4 protein-coding genes are annotated in these 5,061 nt (G+C 37.1%); all 4 read left to right on the top strand.

The genetic code is table 11. The features are described from left to right. The first annotated feature begins 255 nt into the window (after positions 1-255). The 4 genes from BT797_RS20695 to BT797_RS20680 all read left to right on the top strand — a co-directional run bounded on the left by BT797_RS20695 (position 256) and on the right by BT797_RS20680 (position 4,648). Positions 256-1,986 (top strand): hypothetical protein, encoded by a 1,731-nt coding sequence (locus BT797_RS20695; protein WP_075473338.1) that lies wholly within the window; start codon positions 256-258, stop codon positions 1,984-1,986. A 73-nt stretch (positions 1,987-2,059) separates the two neighbouring features. Then, positions 2,060-3,004, top strand: a complete 945-nt coding sequence (locus tag BT797_RS20690; protein WP_075473337.1) for a DUF3137 domain-containing protein — start codon at positions 2,060-2,062, stop codon at positions 3,002-3,004. A gap of 184 nt (positions 3,005-3,188) precedes the next feature. Further along, positions 3,189-4,316, top strand: a complete 1,128-nt coding sequence (locus tag BT797_RS20685) for a TolB family protein (protein WP_075473336.1) — start codon at positions 3,189-3,191, stop codon at positions 4,314-4,316. Beyond that, positions 4,316-4,648, top strand: a complete 333-nt coding sequence (locus BT797_RS20680; RefSeq protein WP_075473335.1) for a hypothetical protein — start codon at positions 4,316-4,318, stop codon at positions 4,646-4,648. The genes BT797_RS20685 and BT797_RS20680 overlap by 1 nt, the downstream gene beginning before the upstream one ends. Positions 4,649-5,061: the final 413 nt, after the last annotated feature.

Below are 5,061 nucleotides of genomic sequence, written 5' to 3'. Positions count from 1 at the left end.
CCGATCCATAACTGGAAAGCAGCCATGAATCGTTTTATCATTGAATTTGAAGACCGATTAAAAGATCATCTCTAAAATGGTAATTACACAGAATCATTTACAGGGTCTCGATTTAACCATCGATAGTTAATATTTCTACCTTACCTATTGCACTTCACGTTATATTTATTTAAAATCCTTTCAAACCAAATCGTTATTAAGTCTAATCAGCTTAAATCACTGCAACTTATTTAAACATTAGGTTGTGGAGATACAATGCAAACGCTCTATAAATTTATACCCAGCTCCAAGTTAACCCATAAAGAGCTGGCGTTCCTGCAGCTGCCTAATGAAGTTATTAGCCAGCTCTCGCGTGTACGCGATATTAAATCCGTGCTCAGGCCACTACCTAGTCAATTTAGCACTTCTTTCGGGCAATCTAGTGATCAACAGATCTTAACGATAATTCAGCGACTATTGTCAAATGGTCAGTGGGTTGCAATCGGGTTGAACCCAAGAACTGTGCCTATTACAGCGTCCCAATTTGCCTCATTCCCAGTGATAAAACAGCATGTCGACAGAGTTAAAACCACGGATAAACCTAAAGTTGTTAAAGCAAATTTTACCGCAGTAAAAGATGATGTATACCTGGCTCCGCAAACATCATATGTTCCTGTAGAACCTATTCCTGAGCATAAAATAGTGGTGGAGTTAGCAGGACAAGGACGTAGTGAACCAACCTTTCTTCGATTAAGTAAAACAGATCTTCAAAACTACAAAATAACGAAACCGCATCAAGACATTGCAGCAGAACATCGTAGCTTAGCTGTTTTTAAAGCATTGGAAAAAGAGCCCAAAAGCTTGTATCTCGCAATACCTCTTCAAGGCCGTCCTGAGCCATTAACTCTACTGCTCGTTGACAATATAGAACCTGTTGATAAAAGCATGGAAATGGCCGAGTGGGATAATGTTTTAGTCCCCGTTTTTCCGCAATATTATTTAGGTGATGATCAAGACAAAAATAAAGTAAGCCTATACGAATCAGGATATATTTATGTCTTATGGAAAAACAAAGTATGGCGAGAATTAAGTGTTGATCAAAAAGGCTATTTTTGTGATGTGGAATTAGAATACTACCGTAATCAACAGGCTGAAACAGTTAAAAAAACAAGGCATGTAAATATTAACTTTTTTGATGAAGATAGATATGGTCGACTTTGTTCTGATGACAAATTTGCTATCTATCAGAACGGAGAGCTGGTGTTTGAAGGTGTTCTTGATGAATTTGGTTCTGCTCGAGTCTTTGGCCTAACGGAAGACAAAGTAACGGCTGAATGTTACCGAGAGGATGGAGAGCATTTAGTTGTCGAGTTAGATACAGTTGAGAGTCCCTTTAAAGGAGGACTTAAAGTATTACGTGAACCATCGGGTGTTCCACTATCAAACATCTGGGTGCCGTACAAAATTAAAGGTGAGGTGCAAACAGACCTCAAAATGCTGTATAGCCAACGTCAATTAATGTCATCTGAATTGAGTAAATTAGAAAGTGAAGGCGATAGTCGTTTAGTTGATCTTAGTGGGTTAGCTGCTTACAGTGACTCACAACATTTTGACGCCGACAATACGCTGGTTTCTGAACTAATTGCTAGCCCATTACCCGACGGCCAAAATGTAGGGTTATTGAAAGGGTTGTTGGGGACTAATACCGCCGGTGTTTATTTAAACCCGCCTGCACCGTCTATTCGGTTTACCTATCTTATCGACCTTCATTGTGACCAGTCAGATGACTATTTTGAATTAAGTTGTGTTGATGATAAATGGAGTCAAAAGGTTTATTTAAGAGAAACCGAGTTTATTGACAAACATCGCAAAGAAATTGTTTTCACAGGTTGGTTACCCGAAGTTGAAAAGGTTAATTTAAAACGGTACTGCGCAGGTTTTGAGTTGCATGATAAACAGGAAGCTATGTCCATTCATGCAAACATCGCAATTACTGATTTGTTGTGATGTTTAAAGTTAAATGAGTTGTGGCCTTCTAGTTAAAACTAGGTTTATAAATTTATGATAAATAGGTGTGTTAATGATCGAAGCGTTCAATAATGAAGTAGAACTGAAATTAAATGAATTGGACTGTGACAGGCTTAAGGCTATTTATTGGCTCAAGATAAGTATTGGTATTTTTGTACTTTTTAGTTCACTTACAGTTATAAGTGCACCTGATAGTGTTGGCATTCTTCTGATAATGACGATTGCGTTATCCCGAGTGTATATTTTATTTAATAGGCATTGGGGGGAGTACAAACGTAAGTATAAGGAGTTTCTTATTTCACGCTTAACGGCTTCAATTAATGATTTATTTAATTATGACCCACACAAAATAATCAGTGATGATGAATTCGAAAAAAGTAAATTATTCTCGAAACCATATACTTACTTTAAACGGGGGGATTTCTTCTCTGGCTCTATAGGTCAAATACCAGTTGAGTTTTCTGAAGTCAATACAATATCCTTACAGAGCGGTCATTATGAATCTTCTCGCTCTATTAATAAGACTGTTTTTAATGGTATTTTTTTTAAAGTAGATGTCGATAATTTTTTTGAAAGGGCTTTATTCGTTTGCCCTAATGAAAGTAGGTTAGATCGTTACTTTGGTTTACCGAAAAAAATAAATGATGAATATATGAGGAAGTACGTAAGTTTAGAATCTCCTGATTTTTCTGAATATTTCAATGTTTTTTGTAATGATAAGAGTGTAGTTCCCGATCTATTGCCTGTAGCTGCTATGGAACACTTAGTTTATATGAGAAGGTCTTTAGGTTCTGATATACGACTTGCATTTGTTGGTTCAAATATTATGATTACAGTATCGAAAGAAAAATCATATAGTGAGCCCAAATTGTTTAAACCTGCTATCTCATTGGAACAAGCGTCTGAACTGCATATAATTATAATTGGTAACATTAAATTAGTAACTGAGCTTATTGAAAGTTTTTCATTGAGTTGTGAGACGGCTGGCTCTTTGTAGGCTATTGAAAAATTTTTCAAAGGGAAAATTAACATCCCATCCGTTAGTATTATTGGTAGCAAATAGTAGTATCAACCTCACTTACCTCGATTAAGCTTGCATGGATTTTCTACATGTAAGCTTAATCACATGACTTATAAAAATAAAAAATAAAAGTCAAAAACTAAATAATGGAATTATTTAAATGAAAAAGCATCAAGGTATTGTTTTGCTCTTGGGGTTGTCAATGTTGTTACTGCAAGCTTGCGGTCAACCTTCACCAGCAGTGAATAAAACAGAGACTAAGCCCGAGCCTGTAGCAGAGGTCATTACCGAAAAGCGTGATTACGTGACCGAGCATAACTACATCACCTATGATGACGAAAGCCATCCGTTAGGCATGCCTCAATATAACGTTTATAAAGCCAAAGAATGGCCACGTGAAGATTTAGATAATGCAGAATCATACGACCAACCACGTCTACAGTTCTTTTGGGATAACGGTAATTCACGAAAGATGAAAAGCGATGCTTATGAAAAGCGTTTTAAAATATGGAGTATGAAGCTTGATGGCTCTGATTTACGCTTGGTCACGGATGATTTTGATGGTCGCACGCGTGGTACATTACGCCGTTCACCGAACAATCGTTATTTAGCTTATGCATATGCGAATGATGGTCTGCATAAAGTCCTGTTTGATTTAAAAACCCAAGAGTCAATTATACTCGGTTCAAGTTCTACACTGCCTATTTTAGTCTGGGCTGAAGACAGTAGTTATTTATATTATTCCAACGGCCGTGAATACATTAAATATACCCTGGCTACAAAGAAAAAAGAGGCTGTTGATATTGATTTAACACCGGAAACCGTAATATATGGGGGGAAGCGTGTTGTTGTATATGATTTTGGTATCGGTGTTTATAGGGAGTCTGATAATAAGGCACTTTACAGTATAGTTACGGAAGAAGAAGGTGTTATTCCAGCTGAGCAAGGTTTATATAGAGATAAAGCAATCAGTGCTAACGGTAAGTATGCCTGGGCTAAAAACCGTTATCATAAAGTGTTTATTGATGTTGAGAATAAGACTTGGTTTGCGGTTGATAATAAAGGCAAAGATAAATGGAAAATACACACCATGGAAAATATCAGTGTTAATGGTGATGAATATCAAGAGGGTGCTGGCACAGTTAGACTTTATGCCATGGATAAGTTAGGTAACAAACGTTCATATAAAATTTGGTCCACTATAAATACTGGCGCTAACGCTCGATTTTCTAATGTTTACAATGCATTTGCCAATCATGGTCGTTTTTTTACTACGGAGGGTAAATAATGGCTACATGTGAATCACCAGTGAAGGATTTAGGTCAACCTGTTTATTTGTTTGGCTGCCAATTTCCATTTAAACAAACAGGTAAAACTAGAGAATATCCTTTATGGAATGAAAATGTTGATCACCGAAAGAATAAAGATTTAAAAAATGTCCGCCCACTACCTTTTATTCCGGTTGCTGTAAACATCGCAAGCAATGCTGATAGCGATGAAAAACCCATGCTGTGGGGGACCTGCGCTGAGGGACGTTTGAATAGCTTAGGTGTGGGTACATCCCGTCATCAAGACGCTAATAGCCATGACATATTACGTCAAGCTGCGCCTTTACATTAACTTTGTAGGATGGCGTCTTAACTATTTGTTTATTTAGTGTTTAACGCTAAAATACGCTTGAACTAAACCCTAAAATTATTTATCATTTCTGTTGTAAACCAAATCGCTTCATTAAGTCTAATCAGCTTAACATCACTGCAACTCATTTAACGGCTAGGTTATGGAGATTGCATGAGCATGCACACAATATCAATACTCTGCAATTTATCCCCAATTAAAACGCGGGCGGCTTCTCTGCACGCACTGTTTAATCACGTGACTTATCAAAATAAAAGTCAAAAACTAAATAATGGAATTATTTACATGAAAAAGCATCAAGGTATTGTTTTGCTCTTGGGGTTGTCAATGTTGTTACTGCAAGCTTGCGGTCAACCTTCACCAGCAGTGAATAAAACAGAGACTAAGCCCGAGCC

This window comes from Moritella viscosa, assembly GCF_900120065.1.
GTDB lineage: Bacteria > Pseudomonadota > Gammaproteobacteria > Enterobacterales > Moritellaceae > Moritella > Moritella viscosa.
The sequence above is the reverse complement of the archived record's forward strand: the minus strand, read 5'-3'. Positions and strand labels throughout refer to the sequence as shown.

Bases quoted from the DNA above. Each gene is read 5' to 3' on its own strand.
- BT797_RS20695 (WP_075473338.1), top strand. From the start codon at position 256: ATGCAAACGCTCTATAAATTTATACCCAGCTCCAAGTTAACCCATAAA.
- BT797_RS20690 (WP_075473337.1), top strand. From the start codon at position 2,060: ATGATCGAAGCGTTCAATAATGAAGTAGAACTGAAATTAAATGAATTG.
- BT797_RS20685 (WP_075473336.1), top strand. From the start codon at position 3,189: ATGAAAAAGCATCAAGGTATTGTTTTGCTCTTGGGGTTGTCAATGTTG.
- BT797_RS20680 (WP_075473335.1), top strand. From the start codon at position 4,316: ATGGCTACATGTGAATCACCAGTGAAGGATTTAGGTCAACCTGTTTAT.